The following is a 20,107-nucleotide window of genomic DNA, read 5'->3' as shown; positions in this document are numbered from 1 at the left end:
TTAAACACTTTCAAAATAAGAGTATTGGATACTTACGCCACCATTTCTACTAACTACTATACTATTAATTGCTTTTCTTCCTAATGAATATAGACACTATTCACTTTTAGTAGTCATTATTTTTTTGGGTGGTATTTCTAATTTGGGATTTTTAAGTGGAGAAGAAAAACAATAATAAAAAAGAGAAGTCATCTTAAATAAGGAGCGTTTCTACGCTTCAACCAGGATGGAATCGTAATCGAGCCCGCTCTGCAAAAATAAGAATAGCAGAATTAATTTAAGAAAAAAAGGAAGTGATTAATTGGCATTACATAATCGGTATCAAGAAAAGTACATCCAGCAGCTAACACCTAGACCTTCTAAAAGAATATTGTCTAAGGGAGAAAGTGTTCTCCGTGCCATAATAATCTTAATTTCATTATTGTCAGTTACGAACTCATTAGGCTTGAAGCGAAACAAAAAATTTGTGAAAGTAGTGTCTGGACAATGAAAAGAAAATTTCGATTTCAATGGGGAGCTTTTCTAATGCTAATCGTTTACGGTGGCCTCTTTTTTGCCATGTTTTTCCGTATATTTTTTATTCAAGCTTCAGGTCAGGTAGAGGGGCAAGCTTTGGCGGCAAAAGCGGCAGCAAAATACGAAAGATCAAAAGTAATTACAGCTAATAGAGGGACCATTCTTGATCGGCAAGGACAAGTTATTGCAGAAGATACTATTAACTATCGCTTAGTAGCTGTAATTAGTCCTAAAGCATCTGAAGGAACTAAAACTCTTATGCACGTTGCAGATAAAGAGAAGACTGCTAATATATTAGCAAAATATCTTCCTGTTAGCGAAAAAGATATATTTGATAAATTAAATACAAAGGCGAAGAATGCACAAGGTAATGAAATTCGCCAAGTAGAATTTGGTGCTGCGGGTCGTAATATTAGTCATTTAGTAATGGAGAACATTAGTAGTGAAAAGCTACCAGGTATCATTTTCATGGAAGAAACAAAGCGATTTTATCCAAACGGTATCTTTGCATCGAATTTAATAGGCTTAGCTCAAAGGGATACTCAAGAAGACGGACAATCTAGAACGGTAGGGAAAATGGGATTAGAATCCATCTATAACAAAGAATTATCCGGTACTGATGGAAGGGTTCAATATAAGAGTGATTTATGGGGGTATTTGCTACCTAATAGCAATAAGATGGTAGAACCTGCGAAAGATGGTGCGGATGTATATCTCACGATTGATAAGACTATACAAAACTTTTTAGAAGATTCTATGTCCAAAGTTTACAAAAAATATAATCCTGAATCGATGGTAGCAGTCGTTGCCAATCCGAAAACCGGAGAAATACTTGCTGTGTCGCAAAGACCTACATACAACCCACAAGACGGAACTGGACTTGAAAATAGTTGGTTAAACCAACTGACCGAGTTGACGATAGAGCCAGGTTCAACAATGAAAACTTTTACATTAGCAGCTGCTATAGAAGAAGGAAAATGGTTTCCAAACGCGAAGTTTCAGTCTGGTCAATACATGGTAGGAAATGTACCAATTGGAGATCATAATGACAGACAAGGTTGGGGGCCGATCACCTATTTAGAAGGAATTCAGCGCTCATCCAATGTAGGAATGGCTCATCTTTTAAAACTAATAGGAGATGATAAATTCATTTCTTATGTAAACAAATTTGGTTTTGGTGAAAAAACAGGAATAGATTTACCAAATGAAGCTACAGGACAAATCTTAGATAAATATCCTATTAACCGTGTAACAACAACTTATGGACAAGGTTCTACAGTCACACCTATACAATTAATACAAGCTGTTTCAGCCATTGCGAACGATGGGAAAATGATGCAACCGTATGTAATTGAGAAAATTGTAAATCCGAATACGAAGGAAATCGTCAAAGAAAACAAGCCGACTATTAAAGGTAAACCAATTTCTAAGAAAACGTCAAAAGAAGTTAGAAAGATTTTGAGTACTACTATTACTTCTGAAAATGGAACCGCTAAAGATTTTGCAAGTCAGGAATATGAAGTATCAGGTAAAACAGGGACTGCGCAAATGCCAGACCCATCAACGGGTAAATACGATGAAAGGGGAAAAAATTATTTTCTGTATTCGTTTTTAGGCATGGCTCCTGTAGAGGATCCTCAGTTAGTTATGTACATTGCCGTGGGAAAACCGAAACTTGGGCCAACAGAAGTGGGCTCTGAGCCAACATCAATAGTGTTTAATACAGTGATGGGAAGTAGTTTAAAGTACTTAAATATTAAGCCTCAAAAAATTAAGAAAACGAAATCTCAAACGATGGTAAACTTAAAAGGCCAACTTGTTGAGGATGTTGAAAAAGAATTTGGAAAAAATGGAATCGAAACAGTCATTATAGGTAATGGTGATAAAATTACGGATCAATATCCTACAGAAAAATCAGAAGTCTTATCTGGTGGTTTGGTATTTTTGAAGACAGATGGGGATTCAGTAGTACCTGATTTTACAGATTGGTCACTCCGCAACGTTTTAACGTATCAAACAATGGCTGGTGCTAATATAGAAATTAACGGCGAAGGCTATGTACAAAAACAAAGTGTTAAAGCTGGTAGTGTATTAAATGGAAACAAAAAGATTATTCTGAAAATGAAAAAACCGGAGGAACATTACAAGTAGTTAAAAAATTATTGAGAATAAGGCGACTACGAAGTTTGTTAAGAACTAAATCAATGATTAACGTACAACTATTTATATTTCAAAAATTAAACTCTCTTCCAGTTATTTATAACAAATAACTGGAAGAGGTTTTTTATTTTAGTTAAAATTAGCGAATTGATTGATGACTTTAAAATGAATCAGCAAATTTAAGGTCGTAAAGATAAGTATAATGAATACCATTTGGCTATGAATTATTTTACTAAGTTTTTACTGATATATGCAAGGTTAGGCAGTATACTAATAAAGTAAAAAGGTTTACTTCAGTAAAATAATGTATATTATATTTGTTGAATAGATTCTCTTTAAAGACAAGAAAAGTAGGTGAACAAAGTGGGGAAATATCAATTGGATACCAAAGGTCAGGTGGCTGTGGCAAAGTATCATGAAAAACTTAAGCCTGCCAAATTTGATAAAAAGCAGCAACTTGAAAAAATACGTGCGGAGTATTTGAAAAAAAAGCAAAAACAAACAGATAAATAATATGAATGAAAACATAGGAAGACTAAAACCTCCCTATGTTTTTCTTATTCGAAGTTCTTTTTTTCAATTGATGAAAGAGTTTATTATTCTCCTAAATTGCAGATTCGGTGACAAAAAACTCATCATCAGATATCCATTCCTCACTAATTGATTTTGAAATTTATGCTTTACGTCACACAATAATAATTGCATTTATAACAGTTTTAAATATGGAGACGGAGGGAGTCGAACCCTCGTCCAGAAACTCCAATACTCAAGCTTCTACGCGAGTATCTTGCCTATTTAGGATTCACACATCATTAGCCAGTAAGCAGGCGTCCTGTACACTAACCTAAAAATCTCTTGCCGGGGACTCAGGTGGCTTACTCGTAATATCATACAGTACGCGGTTAACCATTTATATATAAGGGTTTTACGCTTTTTATCAAAACAGAAAAATCCGTTCAAATCATGTAATTCTTGTCTTGAATTGTAGCTGGTGAACCCCCTGTTTACAACGTTATTATTTTGAATAATGGCTATGTCATTTCAATGTGGTTCTTATAAGAAAATGTGTATTGAATTTTAAAGTGGAAGGTTAATTACAAGTAAAATTTATATTAGTATTAATTTTTTTATCTTTAATGGCAATGCTAAAAGATAATTGGAAAATTTTAAGCAAGTTTAATAGAAATTGTGAGGTGAGTATATATGGATTGGAAACCTGATAGAAAAGCAAAAAAAGCTATCTATAAACAACTCGCAGATTATATTGAAAAGGGAATTGCAGATGGTACATTCCCACCTGATAAACCATTGCCATCTGAGAGGAATTTAGCAAATATTTTAGAAATAAATAGAAGTACTGTGGTAAATGCATATGACGAATTAGAATCGAATGGGCTAATTGAAAGAAATAGAGGAAGTGGTACTACCATTAGTAAAGATATATGGGGTATAACAAAAAAACGAATTCCTAGCTGGAATAGGTATATTGGGGCAGGTTCTTTTTTACCTAATCTACCTGTGACACAAAAAATAAGAAAAGAAGCTGTTGAACATAATTTAATAAATTTAGCTACAGGTGAATTGTCAGAAGAACTTTTCCCAAAAAGCTTTTTAAGGGAGATAACCTCAACACGTTCTTTTATTGGAAGCCTAGGATACGATCATCCACAGGGGAGTGAAATCCTAAGAAAAACCCTTACAAAACATATAAAAAAAAGTCGGGGAATCGAAACTAATCCTTCTTCAATACTTATAACATCAGGAGCGCAACAAGCATTACATTTAATTGTACAATGTTTGTTAAAGCCTGGAGATTCAATAGCAATAGAAGATCCTTCTTACAATTATAATCTTCCGATTTTTAAATCAGCAGGTATACAAATACATTATCTACCTGTCGATAGGGATGGAATTAACCCTGAAGATTTGCAGTCATTATATAAAAAACACCGTATTAAAATGATTTTTTTAAATCCAGATTTTCAAAATCCAACGGGTTCCTTAATGCATGTAAAAAAAAGAGAAGCTATTTTAGATATATCCTCAAAGCTTGGGATTCCAGTAGTAGAAGACGATCCTTATAGTTTAACAGCTTTTTCAGGAGATAAAATACCTACCCTTAAATCAATAGATAAGAACGGAAACGTATTATACATTAGTTCTTTGTCCAAAATTGTTGCCTCAGGATTAAGAATAGGGTGGATTATTGGCCCAACATCGGTGATTGAAAGATTATCCGATGCAAAGCAACAAATTGACTTTGGACATTCTAGCTATACACAATGGATAGCAAATGATTTTTTAGAATCAGAAAATTTCAATTTTCATATAAACCGTTTAATTAAGGAATTAGAAAAAAGGAGAGATAAAATTATAAAAAGCCTTGATATTTATTTAAAAGACCAGGTGGAATATTCTATTCCTCAAGGTGGTATTCATATTTGGTGTAAAATCCTTAAAAGTTTTAATGAAATCCAATTACTTGAAGAATCAATTAAAAAAGGCGTCATTTATGTTCCTGGTTCTACAATGGGATCTAAAAATGGATTTGTTCGTTTTACTTTCGCAAGAGAAGATGAAGATTCGATTGATGAAGGAATCAAAAGGTTTGCAGAAGCTCTTAATTGTTTGTAAACATTTCCTTCTGGAGAAGCATCTCGTATATTTTAAGAAAATTTGTTATTAACATTTATTTTAAATTTAATTCTTAAGATAAGTGGATGGCCAAAAAATAATCCAATTGGATGGTTAATAAAAATATAAATCCTTTATCATTGAGTGGTAGTTGATGAAACATCCATATAGGCTAATTAAAAATTATTTGTGGCTATGTGAGTGAATTGATTTTCATTTAACATTTGTATACAAAGGGATATCGGACGTTTTTAGCGCCCGATTTGAGGGTTGTAATGGTGTCTTATTAAAAATAGCCCTTGTTTGCAAATTACTATTTTGTGATAGTATATTATTTACTATTAAAATGTTGGCCTATAGTAACCAGATATTATTATTGAAGGAGTTGATATAATATGACATGGACAGTTGCTATTATGATAGTGATTGGAATTATTTTCAAATTGTTAATGAGTCCTCCAAATGCACTTGTGGCATGGTTTTTAGATAAATTTGAACTTCATCAAAAACTTGATTCAGAAGATGTTACTGTAACATTTAATGGAAAGCATTTAGAAGAGGAAGAAAAAATTAGATTTATTGAGTATTTTAATGAAGCTAACTTTTTAAAGAAACATTATATATTTCCAGGCAATGAAAAATTATTCCTACATCCAGAGACTAATGTAACTCCATTTGTCATCAACTTAAAAAGGGGCAAAAAAGATGTTAATTACTTTGTTTATAATCCCGAAAATAACGTTGATGTAGTTAAGCAGTGGAAGAAGAAAGTTGTTTCTTATAGTCTTAGATCTGATGAACTACAAAAATTTAATATGTCAACTAATAGAACTGTGGAGTAAGTATACTTTTAAAGATGTTTACAATAACTTCATGAATTATATTTTCCAAATTGAGGTCGCCATATAATGAAATTAAATCACTTCTTTGGTATTGCTTGAACGATAATATAAAGTAAAGCGTTAAGTTGTTTTTGATTTCCGAAACGCCCTCATATTGCAATTCCAATGACAACGGACACCATATACTATGAAGGTTTTTAACTGACTTTCATTGAAGAAGCATATCATTATTTATTACGAGTACATTAAAGGAGCTAATTATGTTCAATGATAAAGATTTACTTAGTGTAGATGTAGCAAGGATGTATTACGATTTAGATAAGACTCAAGGTGAAATCGCTAAAGCTCTCGATCTGTCTAGACCTACTGTTTCGAAGTTATTGAAGAACGCCAAAGAAAAAAATTACGTGAACATCGTTATTAACGATCCTAGAGATTAGTCTTTTAACCTTGAATTAGCACTACAAGAAAAATATCAATTGAATGCTGTCCCCATAGCATTCCCTCCAATAGATGGAGAACAGCAAATTAAAAAGTACATTGGTAAAACAACAGCTAAATAACATCTCGACTTTATTTCAAACAGTACAAATTGGCTTTAAGACCGTAAAGTGATAATAAATTTATTTGATTTTGATATAAAAATATAAAAGCCTTACTACACTTTATTGTAGTAAGGCTTTTATAAGTTGTTTAATTCTTATTTAACTAACGTACCTGTTAGTTGAAAAAGGCTATTTTACCTCTTCCCCTTTTGTTATAAAACGAAAGTTCATTCTTTATCATAGATTATACTACTAATTTCCAGTGGAAATAATTTATTTGATTACAGTTCAGATATCCGCCCTCACTGTAGAGCAGATTTACAAGGTAATCCTATACCAAAGGAACAATAAATAAGTAATAGAGCTACACACTATTCTAGAAAAATATGGATTTTTTAATATTACAAAATATGGAATTTAACATGCATAAGGAGGGGGGCATTTTTCGTATGTAAACTAAGAAAAAATTCTTGTAATTCTAGTTCGACAAAAAATGACAAGTAATATATAATGTTGTAGTAATATATGAGCATGAGATTAGTACTATTTATAAAAATTGAAAAAGGCAAACTTATTGAAAGGTAAGGACGCAAAGCTACGAATCTAAAATCCTCTTGGATAATGATAGTCGGGTTGCCAAGAATAATAACGATTATTTGGCTATCTTATCTATATCTGGGATAGCTTTTTTTATTACACTCCTACGAGAAGAACGTGCAAATGTTAACAATGTAGTATAGCAGATCATAAAGAAGAAGGGAATTAAAAGATGATAGTCGTAGATAAAAAGAAATATAAAATGGCAATTCATGAGGTTTCGAAGGAAGTTCATGTACAGGTGCATGGATTAATGAAAGAGGAAGATGCAGAAGGTTATATGATAGATTTACAGGATACGATTAATAAAGTATCAAGAAAAGACTATACGTTTGTTGTCGATGGGACTCACCAAACAACTGTTCCATCAAAGGTTGTACCACAGTTGGAGCAAACGATGCAATTTTATTCTAGCTTAGGTTTTAAGGATATCCTTGTAGTAAAACCTTCATCTAAAATTGCTCAAGTGCAAATTAGGAATGCACTTGAAAGAATTGAGTTCACAGGTACATTTATCGATAAAGTACCTCATTCTATGTAAAGTTAGGTCCAATAGAAAAGAAATTTTTATTTTATAATTCGGAAGGAAGATCAATAAGTGCAAACAACACAAGAGTTGTATACATATGAGATTATAACGAAGGAACAAACAGCTTTAATTCAGAAAGCAGCTGAATGCCTGGCTCGCTCATTTATTGGAGTGGACGTTTCAGGAAAATGGGTTCAGGAACCGATGGTAGGTCAATTAAATATAGGTTATGAAGATTTCTATATGTTTACCAAGGAATATTTAGACTCTACAATAGAGCAGGGATATTGCGCAGTCGCTCTGGATATTAATAATAATGTTGTTGGTGTGCTTGCTGGAGATACAAATGCACCAGAGATTATCGGAGAAGATATATTTGAAGGTTCTTTTTATGATATGAATGTAATTCTGCGTGTTCTGGAAGATGTGGATAAACGTTTCATGGAAGATTATAAAAAACGAAACGGAAAAGAAATTGAAGATGGAGAGTTATTACACCTATTCATGTTAGGAGTGACAGCTGAACATGAACGTCACGAAATTATTCAACAATTAGGAAATGAATTGCTAACAAAGGCATCATCACAAGGGGTGAAGGCCGTTTTAGGTGAAGCGACAAATCCGAAGTCGATACGTGTAATGGAAAAATATCATAATATGAAAAAATATAAAGATATAGACGGAAATTATATTGTTCATAAATATCTGGATAATAGTAAGTTGAATGGTATTCCTGCAAATGTAGCGGATGGAACATATATCCTTATAAAGGAGCTTTAAAATAATCATAATTGAGTCTTATTCAATAATTAATAGGAGTTAGGAGATATATTTATCATGGAAGCTGTTATGCTAGGAATAATTGTTATCTTAATGGTGGTAGCGGTGTATTTTGCTTACCGATATTTTTCACTAAAACATCATCTTCATATTAATAAAGAAATAATAAATGGAATGAAAGAAATATCAGCAGGTAATATCGCAAGTAAAGTTGATGAAAAAAGTTCTAATCATGCTGTATTTAATCAACTAATTGAGTTTTTCAGCAGTACAAGGGAAAAAAAATATTTATTTTCAAAAAATGTACATGAAAAAGGAGAAAATCTCGCTGAAATTGGAGAATATGCTTCTGAAAAAGGGGATATTGTTAGAGCGGCAATCGATGAGGTAGGTAGAGGATTACAGAAACAATTAGTAGCTACAGAAGAAAGTGCCGAATCTATGGAAGAAATGGCACAGGCTATCGAAGATCTATCAGTGAGATCAAATCAAATTTCATTTCAATCAAATACTACTTTAGAATTGACGCAAGAAGGAAACGAGAAGCTCAAGGATTCCTTAGGGAAAATGGATCAGTTTAATCAAACGATAAATGGAACATTTGATGCAATAAATAAACTCGGAGAAAAATCTCACGAAATTGGCACTATTGTAAAAGTGATTTCAGGGATTGCAGAACAAATAAATTTATTGGCATTAAATGCGGCAATAGAAGCTGCCCGTGCGGGTGAACATGGTAAAGGATTTGCGGTTGTTGCTGATGAGGTTCGAAAATTAGCCGAACAATCACGCCAGTCTTCTTCTGAAGTATCAAATATTGTAAAGAATATTCAAGAAGAAACTGAAATAGTTGTCAAGTCAATGCAACAGGGAACTGAAGAATTTAAAGATACAAATACGAACATTGTAGAGGTTGGAACCATGTTTGAAGAGATTCTATCTACTACAAAGGTCATTGCAGAAAATAATGAATATTCATCTGCAAGTACAGAAGAGTTATCTTCTGCTTCTCATCAGATAATGACAACAATTGTTGAGATAGCTTCTATCTCTCGAGAATCTGTTGAAATGTTTGAGGAACTAATAGAAATTAGTGATGATGAACTAAATACAATGCAAAAACTTGTTTTGGAAGCTGAGAGTCTTGTAGAGTTAAAAGATGATGTAAACAAATTATAATTTACATGGAATCATGGTTTTGAAGCTGCGGAAACTAAAGTGGGTTAAGATGCTGAAAATAAGGTCAGTTTAGCAGTATAAAGATTTTCACCTTGCTCTCTGATAAATATAAAAGTGCTTCTCATAGGTTGATTCAACTTGTGGAAAGCTTCTTTTTTATGTTGGGCAAAAACTGATAAAAAGTGCAAAAGGGGCAAGGTGTGGCTGCAGTTACTAAAAATGATTCGATTAAGCGCATGAAAGCCATTTGGCTTATTGATATTCTCATTTTTATAGTTGAAGTCCCATCCTGTCTTTCGTATGGTGCGCTAACAGATGTCCAACAGATCATCTTTGACCTGATGGATTATGCAGTCAGCGATATCTCGATGCCTTTAGGTAGGTGCATTATTGATCGCGATTTTTGTATCCTGGAATATTTCAAAAGAAGATTTGTTTGCCGAAATTAAAACAAGGATCGAATGTTAAGATACATATTCTTTTACAGTTGTTATTTTCTCTTAAAATATATAGTTCCAATTGCCATCATCATCGTTCTTAATGCAGCAGGTCTATCAAATGGGATTTAAATTTTTTAAAAATAAAACTACTTTTAGTAAAACATCAAGGAGCTAAAACAATGAAGAAAGTACAAAAATTGTTTCCTAGTATGGACGGGAATGACTTTCAAAGAGAGGAAATATTGTCTTACTTTAGGACAATTTTAACGAAAATAGATGAATTAAAGGACCCTAACAAACTAACGCTAGGAGAAATGCCCGAGTACACAGAGGATTACTATAATCGTGTTATTCAAAAGGCTGATGTTCCGAAAACGGGTGTGTCGATGGAGGAAGTGATTCAGAAGCTTCTCAAATTGGTAGAAGGACACCGGTATGTCAATAGAAATTATGTAGCTAATGCAGCGCCTCTTCCGAATATTGCTAGTATTATCGGGAATTTAGTAATGGTGCTTGTCAATGGGAACAATATTTGGGATGTAGAAGGCCCAGCAGCGGCTACAGCAGAAATTGAAGTAACTAGTATGCTATCCAAACTTATAGGATACGATGAAAGCATCAGTGCAGGATATACAACTTGGGGAGGACAAGGGGCTGTCTTTAACTCTTTACGTCTTGCCATTGCCCGTTACGCGCCGTCCTCTAATCAAAGTGGTGTACCGCAAAATCTCTATTGTTTCTGTTCAGAGCTATCACACTACAGTTTGTATAAATCTGTAGAAGCAACTGGGATTGGCGTAGAAAACATGATACGCGTGAAAGTCAATGCTGATCATTCTATGAATCTAGAAGATTTAAAAGAAAAAATGGAGCATGTTATTGCAAAAGGCGGCATTCCACTTTATGTCCTTGCCACAATGGGAACTACTGATACATTTGGGGTTGATGACATTGAGGGAATTAAGCGGATAGCAGAAGAATTGGAACGCACTAATGGCATATATCCAATCTATATCCATGCAGACTCTGCTATGGGTGGCATGTATACTTTCTTTAATAATTACGACTTTGAAAGTAATCCTCTGCGATTTGAAAACAACGTTAATGAGGTATTGAAATCCTATCAACAGAAGTTTAAACATATCAAGCTTGCAGATAGTATGGTCTTTGATTTCCATAAGCTTGGACAAACGCCATATATCACGAGTTTGTTTTTAATCAAAAACAGAGAGTATCTTAAGTATGTTGATTTAGATGCAGAGGAAACGCCGTATGTTGGGAATCGCAGTTATGGTAGCTATCATACTGGCTACACGCTCGAGTGTTCGCGAATGGGAAGTGCTTTGACGATTTATGCGTCTTTATTGGCATTTGGAATCGAAGGCTATCAAGAGCTTTTAGCCAACTATATTCGTGTCAATATTACATTTAGAGAGACGTTAATAAAAGAAGTTTCGAATGTGGTGATCACGAATGAAGTTTCGCCGATTACAACATTCCGTTTTTATCCTGAAAAGACAATATGGAATGATGAATTGAACGGACTTTTAACCGTAGAAGAAATAACAGAAATCAATCAATTTAATGACGAGTTTGCAGAGGTAATTGGTGCCGAACGAGATACTGTCTTCTTTGGAAATACAAAAAAGCAACGTCTCGTGGAAGTAGCAAACTCAAGCAAGCGGATATCCGTATATGCACATAAATTTTTTGCAATCTCGCCATACACAACAATAGAAGAGGTCGAACGTTATGTTGGATTTCTAAAAGAACACCTAGAATTTTTTCTTAAAACAAGAAGTAGTGAAAATGTAATTATAAGATCGTAAAGAGGTAATAAAAGAATAATCAATAGATTAGATACTTTTTTTAGGTAACATTGTTGATTTATGATGGAAACTTCTCCTAAAAAAGTCGAATGTTTAGTTTCGTTTGAATACGGATAATATAATAATAAGTAATGTATTCTTCGATAATCTGTATCACACATGTGTTCGGTGTGAGATAGATATTGTCGAGATTGAACGTTTCGATTGGGGATTATCAGCTGGCGTGCCTTTCCGTGACATGCTCATGGTAATTCCCTTTTCTTTGACTGCTTTTTGATAATCATAGGATGTATAAACTGAACCTTGGTCATTATGTAGAATACGACCCTCTGGTAGCTTAGATAACTGTAGCTGCACAATATACACTGTGGATTTGAAACCTTTTTTTATGCATTATGCAAGTTCTATTTAATAATAATGTTTGGTAATAATTTTCCCATTGTTTCTGGAGTAGGTCTAACCTCTTTATAGTGATATTTTCTTTCTTCATTTGTTCTCGTAAATTCAGAAAATAGGTAAGTTTAAGTATTTAAAATTGTTGCTATATCAGTATTAGTAATTGAAATTATTTCTTCATTGCAAAACATAGAAGGAGTGATCAAAAGTGCCCACATACAACAAACTAGTAAGAGATTTAATCCCGCAAATAATTGAGGAGACTGGGAAAGAATACTCAACTAGAGTTTTAGCACCAAAAGAGTATTTATTAGAATTGAAATTAAAAATGACAGAAGAAGCACTTGAATTTAATGAAGCAGAAGTACAAAAAGACGCAGTTGAGGAGCTTGCAGATATATTAGAGTTAGTTCATGCGTCATTGGCTGTTTATGGGGTTTCTTACGAGGAGCTGGAACAGATTCGTTTATCGAAAAAAGAAAAACGAGGTGGATTCTCAGACGGGATCTATTTAATAGAAGTAGAGGATGAATAAGTTACAAGTGTTTTTCTTAAATGTAGTTGAATAATAAATAAAATCCAATGTAATTATTCTATTAAGTGTGGAAGGTTTACAACTATAAGTAGAATTATGATATCAAGACATAGTTAGTTGTTTTTTGGAAAATTACGCAAAAGTGTAAGAAATAAATTAACGATTCAAATCTTTTTGCAGTCACTCGCATTCTTGTCTGTAAACTAATCGATATTCTTTAGTCATTAATCAGACACAACATACTTTCTTTTTAAACAAACAATATTGTACGGTACTGTAAAATTCGATAAGCTAGAAGTACCTTCGGATTTTATCGTGGTAAATTGTTTGTAGGAGAGAAATTATGCTAAAAAACCCTGTTGGTCAGCTGAGATTAGCTGGCTATTTTGATGGCATTTCGCTATTAATATTATTATTTATAGCGATGCCTATGAAGTATATGTTAGATATTCCGATGGCTGTTCGTATTGCTGGCGCAGCACATGGATTCATTTTCGTCGCTTACGTTTTAGTTATATTATATGTAACAATTCGTGTTCGTTGGAATATTGTTTGGTCATTGCTAGCATTTGCAGTAGCATTTATACCATTTGGAAATTTCATATATGATATCAAATTAAAAAAGCTTGAACAGCGTTATTAAAAAGCCTGACAATTAATTGTCAGGCTTTTTTGTAGTTGTTTTTAAATTGAGAGACTTATATAAAACTTAAGCGAAATGTCTTCTATAGAATAGTAAGTATGCTTATTTCCTTGTTAACGCAATTGTGTAAAAAAAGGGAAGCCAAAGGTTTAGTTCTAGAATTAAATTTTATAAAAAACCAAGTTGTTGTGAAATTCTCGTTGTAGTTTGCAACAATTCCTGTTTTAAAAATTCAATACGTTCCTCTGTAAGTGTAAATTGTAGAACGCCTATACTTACTGCGCCTAGTACTTCACCATTTCTTTGGCGGATCGGTGCTGCGATGGAAGCTGTACCTTCTGTTTTCTCCTCATAGCTGATTGCATAACCATTAGCCTGAATTACTAACAACTTTTCAAACAATTCTTCCATTTCCTTTGGTGCCAGTGCTTTCTTTACACAGTCATGTATTTGAGATTTTGACATACAGGCGAGCATCGATTTATTTGCGGCCCCAATATGCATCGGTATTCTCATACCCAATTGATCGACAATTCGTATTCGATTATTTGGCGCATCAATACGTTCAATCACCATAGCTTCAGTCCCAATTGGTTTACTTAAATACACGCTTTCATTGACAATATTGGCCAATCGATCTAATTCAGGACGAATGGACGCTACATAATCGAAACGGTCATAAAGTTGAAGACCGAACTCTAGCCAAATATTTCCTAGTTGGTATTTTTTTGTTTCGTTATCTTGAACTATTAGTCTATGTTCAATTAGTGAAGTGAGCATACGGTGCAAAGTCGCAAGTGGTAATTTTGTTTGTTGTGTTAATTCGGTAATGGTAATGCCTTCTTCTTTTACATTGGAAACAATTCCAATTACTTGCATTATACGATCGATTGTTTGCATAAAATTCACCTCTAGTATTATTTTCAGATTTATTAAAATATATTGACATTATAATATATTTTTCATATATTCTAAATATATAGTTTCCTTTTAACGGAAAAATTTTCCGTTCATCGGAAAGAAGGAGGGGGAAGTATGTTTTGTGATTCAATGTATGCACCTTTGAAACGTGTCATTGTGAAAAGTCCCGATGCTGCGTTTATTAACCAACAGCATCTTCAAGGGAATTGGGAGAAATATTTTTATCTTAGTGAGCCGAATTTTAAAGAAGCTATAAATGAGTACGAATCGTTTCTAGATATTTTAAGAAAGCATGTTGAAAAGATAGATTTCTTGCCACAAAACGAAACTGTAGGTTTGGATTCTTTATATGCACATGATCCAGTGAAATTTACACCGCACGGAGCTATCATCTTACGTTCAGGAAAAGAATTGCGACAACCTGAAGCAGATGTGTTTAATGAGTTTTTGACAGAAAAGAATATACCAATCATCGGTAGCTTAAAAGGGGAAGCTATTTCAGATGGTGGAGATATTGTCTGGTTAAATGAGCGGACAGTAGCGATAGGGAGAGGCTACCGTACGAATGATGAAGCGATTCGTCAACTTAAAGAAATCTTCAAACCTTTTGTAGATGAAGTGATGATTGTTCCTTTACCACATGATTTAGGTGAAGAAGCTTGCTTGCATTTAATGTCTTTCATCAGCATAGTGGACAAGGATTTAGCGGTTGTACATTCAAGACTAATGCCAGTCTTCATGCGCCAATGGCTTTTAGAAAAAGGCTTTACTCTACTTGAGGTGCCAAATGATGAATACGATTCACTTGGTTGTAATGTTTTAGCGCTAGCACCAAGAGTATGTGTTTTACCTGCTGGAAATCCAGTTACAGAACAACTATTGAAAGAGTCAGGAGCAACAGTTTATACGTATAAAGGCGATGAAATCACAGTAAAAGGGACAGGCGGGCCAACGTGTTTAACTTGCCCAGTCGAAAGATACTAAGGGGGATAATAAAATGTTTTCAAATGTTATTGTAAAAAAACCAGGTAAAAGTTATGTAGAGGGGTTAACAACTTCTGATTTAGGTACACCAAATTACGAAGGGTTATTAGTACAACATGAAGCTTATGTTGAAGCGTTAAAAACTTGTGGAGTAGAGGTTACTTATTTAGAAGCAGATGAAGCATTCCCAGATTCTACTTTTGTAGAAGATACTGCAGTATTAACAAAAGATTTTGCAGTCGTATCAAACCCAGGTGCAGCTAGTCGTAATGGTGAAATTGTCGAAATGGAACAAGTATTAAAAGGTTTATTTGAAAAAATCTATTACATCGAAAATCCTGGCACATTAGATGGTGGCGATGTATTGCAAGCAGATAATACTTTTTACATTGGTATTTCAGAGCGTACAAATCAACAAGGTGCTGAACAATTAAAAGCTATTTTAGAAAAAGAAGATTACGTGGCTCATATTGTACCACTTAAAGAGTTCTTCCATTTGAAAACAGGAATTGCTTATTTAGGTGACAACAAAATGGTTTTAGCTGGTGAATTTGTTGAAGACAAACTATTTTCTTCATACGACAAAATCGTTATTCCGAAAGAAGATGAATATTCAGCGAACTGTATTTTAGTCAATGATTTTGTCATTATTCCTGCAGGTTACCCAGCGACAAAACAAAAAATAGAACAAGCTGGATATAGCGTTATTGAATTACCGATGAGTGAATTCCAAAAACAAGATGGCGGCTTAAGCTGCTTGTCACTTCGCTTTTAAAAACATACATGGGGTGGGATGGGTATGAACGATCAACAAGGGGTGAATGAGTCAAACCAATTAAAGAGATCCATGAAAAGCCGTCACTTATTGATGCTTTCACTTGGGGGAGTGATTGGTACAGGCTTGTTTTTAAACGTTGGTTATACGATTAATCAAGCAGGTGCTGGTGGTGCCATTATTGGTTATTTAATTGGTGGATTTATTTTGTATATGGTGATGACTTGTTTGGGTGAGCTTGCCGTGCATATGCCTGTAACAGGCTCATTCCAAACGTATGCAACAAAATATATACATCCATCTGCAGGTTTTTCCCTTGGCTGGATGTACTTTGTAGGTTCAGCTGCAACCGCAGGTGTTGAATTTACAGCTGCTGGAATATTGATGCAACATTGGTTTCCAGATGTAGCAGTTTGGATATGGTGTGCACTCTTTATGTTACTTCTGTTTTCTTTGAACGCCTTGTCTACAAGAGGATTTGCTGAAACAGAATTTTGGTTCTCAGGTATTAAAGTAGTAGCAGTTGTGATTTTTATTATTATTGGTATTGCTGTCATCATCGGCTGGGTTCCGATTGCAGATCGTCCAGCTCCGCATTTAACAAATTTAGCGCCAACACAGTTATTCCCAGCTGGGATTGCTATTATTTTTGTCACGATGATGAACGTAATATTCTCATATCAAGGTTCTGAATTAGTAGGTATTGCAGCAGGGGAAACGGAAAACCCTCAAAAGAATATTCCGAGAGCTATTCGTACGATTTTAGTTCGTATTATACTTTTCTATATTGCTTCTATTATTGTTCTATCTGCTATTTTCCCATCTAGTGAACTTGGTCTATTAGAGAGTCCATTTGTAACGCTGTTAGATTTAGTAGGAATTCCATTTGCAGCGGATATTATGAATTTCATTATATTAACAGCTATATTATCCGTTGGAAATTCATGTCTCTATGCATCAACTCGGTTATTATGGGCGATGTCAAATGAAGGAATGGCACCGAGAATTTTCGGAAAAGTCAATAAAAACAAAATTCCTTTTAATGCTCTTGTATTTACAATGGTATTTTCATTGTTGTCACTTTTAACGAGTGTTATGGAAGCAGATACTGTGTTTGTATTGCTCATGTCTATTGCTGGAATTTCAGTTACGATTTCATGGATGGGTATTGCACTATCGCAGTTAATGTTTAGAAAGCATTATTTAAAAAACGGTGGGCAACTAAAGGATTTAGGTTATCGAGTAAAGTACTATCCATTTATTCCTCTTTTTTGTATCGCATTTTGCGCCTTGATTTTAGGGTTTCTTGCATGGGATTCCACGCAAAGAGTTGGTTTAGCTTACGGGGTAGGGTTTTTCATAGCTTGTTTAATCTTTTATCAAGTGAAGCTAAAGGGGAAGTCCTTTGCACCTGAAGATCAAAAAGTGATTATTGAAAAGGGGAGCGAGACATAATGTGGGGTACATCCAAGCAGTTACGAGAATTAATATGTGAACTAGTCAGTTGGGAAAGCCAGACATTGACTACTGGTGAACAACAATTTTCAAGGAAGTTACAAGCTAAATTACAACAGCTACCTTATTTTGAACAGCATCCAGAGAATATTGAATTATGTGATGTCGATAAAGGGCGCCAAGTTGTATCTGCTTTATATAAGCATCCTGAAGTACAAGAAACGGTAGTTTTAATCAGCCATTTTGATACGGTACAGATTGAAGAGTACGGTTCATTAATGCCACTTGCAACGATGCCTGAAGAGCTAACAAAAGCCTTTTTAGCAAATCCAAGTTTATTACCTAAATCAGCACAAAAGGATTTACAATCAGGTGATTATTTATTTGGTCGAGGCGTAATGGATATGAAGATGGGACTGGCACTTCATATGCAATTGATGGAGCGTGCAATTGAAGAACAATGGAAATTGAATTTACTGTTAATAACTGTACCAGATGAGGAAGTGAACTCTGCTGGTATGCGTCAGGCGGTAAAACATATTACACATTTACAAGAAAAAGAGAATCTAGAATTAGTCTTATTTTTAAATAGCGAGCCATCATTTTCACAAGGACCGGCAGATTTACAGGAATATATTTATTCTGGAACGATTGGTAAAATCATGCCTTCAGCCCTTTTCTATGGTAAAGAGACACATGTTGGAGAACCACTAAAAGGTATTACAGCTCCTTATATGAGTTCTTTCTTAACACAGGAAATGGAATGGAATGAACGATTCTGTGAAGAAGATTACGGTGAAAAAACACCACTTCCTGTTTCGCTACAGCTAAAAGATTTAAAAACACAATATTCAACGCAAACACCTTATCGTGCAGTAGCAATGTATAACGTCTTCTTATTGAAACGTAGTGCGGGTGAAATTATGTCGATCTTTGAATCTGTTGCAAATGAAGCGATGGCAAAATGCCAGAAGCGATACGATGAACTTTGTCAAAAACAGGCTATTGACGGTGTAGGTAACATTCGAGTTATCAAATTTGAGGAATTGCAAAGCCATGCACTTGAAAAGCTGGGTGAAGCAAAAGTGACTTCAATAATCGATGAAGTAATTGGTCAAGAAGAGTGGGATGATCGTGAGAAATCATTGCGCATTGCAGACCAATTAATGATTCACTGTCAAGAATTAGCACCAGCAGTTGTATTGCTGTTTGCACCACCATATTATCCGCCGGCGAATTCTTCTGAAAATCCGTTGATTAATGGAGCAATTTCATTATTGTTAGGAGAAGCTAAGAAATATGATATTCCATTAGAACATATTCATTATTTCAATGGAATTTGTGACCTGAGTTATTGTCAATTTACAGCAGATAAAGATTGGAAAACGTATGAAAAAAATACGCCAGTTTGGGGACAAACATATTCAATACCATTTAAAGAAATGGAACAATTCACAGCACCAGTGTTAAATGTAGGGCCGTTTGGAAAAGATGCACATCAAATATCAGAGCGTCTACATGTGAAAAGTGCTTTTGAAGAAATGCCAGAATTGTTATACAAATTATTACAGTATGTAAGTTCAAGCAACAAGATAAATAGTTAAATAATCCAATTAGATACATTAGTTTGGAAATAGATTTTGTTGCCGATTTTGAAGGCGTTGCATCACTGCTATTTATAGTTGTCAATAACGAGGCATTGGGTGAAGCGTATCCATTGCATCACTCTAAATTTAAAGTCGATGAAAAAGCGCTAATTTATGGCGTGCAGTATTTTGAGGAACTTGCAAATCGCTTTTCTCATTAAAGCAATAGCGTAATGAAAGATACGTCTCATCATCAGAAAATTGATGTATGAGACGTTTTTTTGTGGTTAATATATATGAACATCATGTAGTGAAAAGTTGAAAGCCAATGCATTTTAGTAGTCATGCAAAGTAATAGAGTCAGAAATTTATATTGATACATTTAGATGTTTTGCTATATAACAATAATACAGTTATAAGTAAAAATGCGAAGACCAGACTAAAAAGTATCGTCGAGAAGAATAAAATAGAGATATAGAATAAAAGAAAAACCATCTAGAACTATAGTAAACATGCCGATATTCTAGGAGAAAATATGTTTGTGGAAGCACAAAGGGAATCAATATGTATTTGTTATTTTAATATACCTTAAAAATTAAATATTCTAACATATTATTTAAGTGTTGACGGATAAATGTATTATGTGTTAAATTAATTTATGTACTAAAGAGCACATAACAAATGCGGAAGTAGTTCAGTGGTAGAACACCACCTTGCCAAGGTGGGGGTCGCGAGTTCGAACCTCGTCTTCCGCTCCAAAG

The 20,107-nt window shown here is 34.1% G+C and carries 18 protein-coding genes, 1 tRNA gene, 1 pseudogene and 1 riboswitch; of the genes and pseudogenes, 18 read left to right on the top strand and 2 right to left on the bottom strand.

The genetic code is table 11. From position 1 onward, the window contains the following. Window positions 1–525 precede the first annotated feature (525 nt). The 10 genes from BK137_RS00095 (at window position 526) to BK137_RS00055 (ending at window position 12,051) form a co-directional block, all read left to right on the top strand. On the top strand, window positions 526–2,667 hold the full coding sequence (locus BK137_RS00095; RefSeq protein WP_051448828.1) for a penicillin-binding protein: 2,142 nt from the start codon (window positions 526–528) through the stop codon (window positions 2,665–2,667). Between the two features lie 372 nt (window positions 2,668–3,039). Then, complete coding sequence (locus tag BK137_RS22090) at window positions 3,040–3,189, top strand: hypothetical protein (RefSeq protein WP_038189766.1); 150 nt, start codon at window positions 3,040–3,042, stop codon at window positions 3,187–3,189. A gap of 690 nt (window positions 3,190–3,879) precedes the next feature. After that, on the top strand, window positions 3,880–5,310 hold the full coding sequence (gene pdxR / locus BK137_RS00090) for a MocR-like pyridoxine biosynthesis transcription factor PdxR (protein WP_038189763.1): 1,431 nt from the start codon (window positions 3,880–3,882) through the stop codon (window positions 5,308–5,310). Window positions 5,311–5,705: 395 nt separating this feature from the next. Then, window positions 5,706–6,152: a YfmQ family protein gene (locus BK137_RS00085; RefSeq protein ID WP_038189760.1), complete on the top strand. Its 447-nt coding sequence runs from the start codon at window positions 5,706–5,708 to the stop codon at window positions 6,150–6,152. 260 nt (window positions 6,153–6,412) lie between these two features. After that, window positions 6,413–6,592: a MarR family transcriptional regulator gene (locus BK137_RS22920; RefSeq protein ID WP_038189758.1), complete on the top strand. Its 180-nt coding sequence runs from the start codon at window positions 6,413–6,415 to the stop codon at window positions 6,590–6,592. A gap of 659 nt (window positions 6,593–7,251) precedes the next feature. Next, window positions 7,252–7,338, top strand: a riboswitch (cyclic di-GMP riboswitch). A gap of 128 nt (window positions 7,339–7,466) precedes the next feature. After that, window positions 7,467–7,835, top strand: coding sequence for a hypothetical protein (locus tag BK137_RS00075; protein ID WP_038189755.1), 369 nt, complete (start codon window positions 7,467–7,469; stop codon window positions 7,833–7,835). Between the two features lie 57 nt (window positions 7,836–7,892). After that, window positions 7,893–8,603: a hypothetical protein gene (locus BK137_RS00070; protein ID WP_038189752.1), complete on the top strand. Its 711-nt coding sequence runs from the start codon at window positions 7,893–7,895 to the stop codon at window positions 8,601–8,603. Window positions 8,604–8,660: 57 nt separating this feature from the next. Further along, entirely contained in the window at window positions 8,661–9,782 is a 1,122-nt protein-coding gene (locus BK137_RS00065) for a methyl-accepting chemotaxis protein (RefSeq protein WP_235175773.1), read from the top strand. A gap of 200 nt (window positions 9,783–9,982) precedes the next feature. Beyond that, window positions 9,983–10,231 carry a hypothetical protein gene (locus BK137_RS00060; protein ID WP_038189737.1) on the top strand — a complete coding sequence of 83 codons (249 nt, stop codon included), beginning with the start codon at window positions 9,983–9,985 and terminating at the stop codon, window positions 10,229–10,231. Between the two features lie 170 nt (window positions 10,232–10,401). Then, window positions 10,402–12,051 carry a pyridoxal phosphate-dependent decarboxylase family protein gene (locus BK137_RS00055; RefSeq protein ID WP_038189734.1) on the top strand — a complete coding sequence of 550 codons (1,650 nt, stop codon included), beginning with the start codon at window positions 10,402–10,404 and terminating at the stop codon, window positions 12,049–12,051. 76 nt (window positions 12,052–12,127) lie between these two features. On the opposite strand, the pseudogene BK137_RS22915 reads toward BK137_RS00055, so the two are convergent. Then, window positions 12,128–12,375 (bottom strand): annotated as a pseudogene (locus BK137_RS22915) (IS3 family transposase); the annotation flags it as partial. Window positions 12,376–12,655: 280 nt separating this feature from the next. On the opposite strand from BK137_RS22915, the gene BK137_RS00045 reads away from it, so the two are divergent. Both BK137_RS00045 and BK137_RS00040 read left to right on the top strand, forming a co-directional pair. Then, window positions 12,656–12,982: a nucleoside triphosphate pyrophosphohydrolase gene (locus tag BK137_RS00045; RefSeq protein WP_038189732.1), complete on the top strand. Its 327-nt coding sequence runs from the start codon at window positions 12,656–12,658 to the stop codon at window positions 12,980–12,982. A gap of 343 nt (window positions 12,983–13,325) precedes the next feature. Then, a complete protein-coding gene (locus tag BK137_RS00040; protein WP_038189729.1) occupies window positions 13,326–13,625 on the top strand; it encodes a DUF3817 domain-containing protein in 300 nt (99 codons plus the stop codon). Between the two features lie 168 nt (window positions 13,626–13,793). On the opposite strand, the gene BK137_RS00035 is transcribed toward BK137_RS00040, so the two are convergent. Continuing rightward, entirely contained in the window at window positions 13,794–14,525 is a 732-nt protein-coding gene (locus tag BK137_RS00035) for an IclR family transcriptional regulator (protein WP_038189727.1), read from the bottom strand. Window positions 14,526–14,660: 135 nt separating this feature from the next. On the opposite strand from BK137_RS00035, the gene BK137_RS00030 reads away from it, so the two are divergent. From BK137_RS00030 to BK137_RS00005, 6 genes are all read left to right on the top strand, one after another. Beyond that, window positions 14,661–15,530: a dimethylarginine dimethylaminohydrolase family protein gene (locus BK137_RS00030; protein ID WP_038189725.1), complete on the top strand. Its 870-nt coding sequence runs from the start codon at window positions 14,661–14,663 to the stop codon at window positions 15,528–15,530. Between the two features lie 13 nt (window positions 15,531–15,543). Continuing rightward, complete coding sequence (locus BK137_RS00025) at window positions 15,544–16,305, top strand: dimethylarginine dimethylaminohydrolase family protein (RefSeq protein WP_038189722.1); 762 nt, start codon at window positions 15,544–15,546, stop codon at window positions 16,303–16,305. 24 nt (window positions 16,306–16,329) lie between these two features. Then, complete coding sequence (locus tag BK137_RS00020) at window positions 16,330–17,760, top strand: amino acid permease (protein ID WP_038189719.1); 1,431 nt, start codon at window positions 16,330–16,332, stop codon at window positions 17,758–17,760. Continuing rightward, entirely contained in the window at window positions 17,760–19,364 is a 1,605-nt protein-coding gene (locus tag BK137_RS00015) for a M20/M25/M40 family metallo-hydrolase (RefSeq protein ID WP_038189716.1), read from the top strand. Before BK137_RS00020 ends, BK137_RS00015 begins: the two co-directional genes overlap by 1 nt. 23 nt (window positions 19,365–19,387) lie before the next feature. Continuing rightward, entirely contained in the window at window positions 19,388–19,567 is a 180-nt protein-coding gene (locus tag BK137_RS00010; protein WP_038189713.1) for a hypothetical protein, read from the top strand. A 462-nt stretch (window positions 19,568–20,029) separates the two neighbouring features. After that, window positions 20,030–20,104 (top strand) — tRNA-Gly (locus BK137_RS00005). Window positions 20,105–20,107: the final 3 nt, after the last annotated feature.

This window comes from Viridibacillus arenosi, assembly GCF_001955655.1.
GTDB lineage: Bacteria > Bacillota > Bacilli > Bacillales_A > Planococcaceae > Viridibacillus > Viridibacillus arenosi.
Note: the sequence above shows the minus strand (reverse complement) of the source record. Positions and strands in the feature narration are given on the sequence as shown.